The organism is Streptomyces sp. ATexAB-D23 (assembly GCF_000373645.1).
GTDB lineage: Bacteria > Actinomycetota > Actinomycetes > Streptomycetales > Streptomycetaceae > Streptomyces > Streptomyces castrisilvae.
Genome location: NZ_KB892086.1, coordinates 1 through 1,236 on the forward strand (window position 1 = coordinate 1; position 1,236 = coordinate 1,236).

General features: G+C 71.7%; 1 protein-coding gene. It reads right to left on the reverse strand.

Going from position 1 to position 1,236, the window contains the following annotated elements; translation table 11 throughout:
- On the reverse strand, positions 1-1,236 hold a 1,236-nt coding region (locus tag B082_RS37300), incomplete at both ends, for a condensation domain-containing protein (RefSeq protein ID WP_037711509.1).

The window sequence follows — 1,236 nt, forward strand, 5'->3', positions numbered from 1 at the left end:
GTCCGCGTCGTCGCGTGAGCCCAGCACCTTCTGCTGCCAGACCGCGTAGTCCGCGTACTGCGCTGTCAGCGGCTCCAGCACCCTGCCGCTTCCTTGGGCGCCGGCGCTCCGTGCCTCGTAGGCCCGTGACAGGTCGTCGAAGAACACGGCTGTGGACCGGCCGTCCGTCGCGATGTGGTGCACCAGGAGGAAGAAGACCCAGGAGTCGTCGCCGACCTCGAACAGCGTTGCCCTGACGGGGATTTCGCTGTGCAGGTCGAAGATGTGGCGGGCGGCATCGGCCATTGCCTCGTCCAGGCCGCCGGGGGCCGTCTCGCGGCGTTCGATGAGCACGCGGGCGTCCGTGGCCGGGAGGACGTGCTGCCGCGGCTCGCCGTCGACCGTCGCGAACACGGTCCGCAGGGGGGCGTGACGTTCCACCACGTCGTTGAGCGCGGCTTCCAGGGCGTCGGCGTCCAGCGGGCCGGCCAGCCGAACGGCGATCGGGACGTTGTAGGCGGGGCCGGCGCCGTCGAGCTCGGCCAGCAGCCAGAGCCGGCGCTGAGCGAAGGAGACGGGAGCGTTGTCGCCGCCGGTCCAGGCGCCTGCGGTGAGGGGCGGGAGCGCGGGCCGGCCCTTGAGGGTGCTGATGTGCTGGGCGAGGCGTGCCGGGGTGGGGTGCTGGAACACGTCCCGGATGGTGAGCCGCAGGCCCAGGACGTCGGCGATGTGGTTGGTGAGGCGGGCCGCCAGCAGCGAGTGACCGCCGTGGGCGAAGAAGCTGTCGTCCACGCCCACGGGTCCCGTCGTGCCCAGGACCCGGCTGAAGAGCGCGACTGTGACCTCTTCGAGCGGGTTCCGGGGTGCACGCGCCGTGCTCACCGCCGCGACCGGCTCGGGCAGGGCGCGCTTGTCGATCTTCCCGTTGGGGGTGAGCGGGAGCCGGTCGAGCGGAGTCAGGTGGGCGGGGACCATGTGGTCGGGCAGCCGGTCGGTGAGGTGGCGGCGGACGTCCTCCGTGGTCACCGTGTCGGTGTCGATCACGACGTAGGCGGAGAGCTGGTCGTGGTGGGTGGTGACGGTGGCCTGCGTGATGTGGGGGTGGGTGAGGAGCGCGGTCTCGATCTCGGCGGGTTCGATGCGGAAGCCGCGGATTTTGACTTGGTTGTCGGCGCGGCCGTCGTAGTGGAGGTGGCCGTGGTGGTCGTGGTGGGCGAGGTCGCCGGTGTGGTAGAGGCGGGTGCCGGGGGGTCCGTA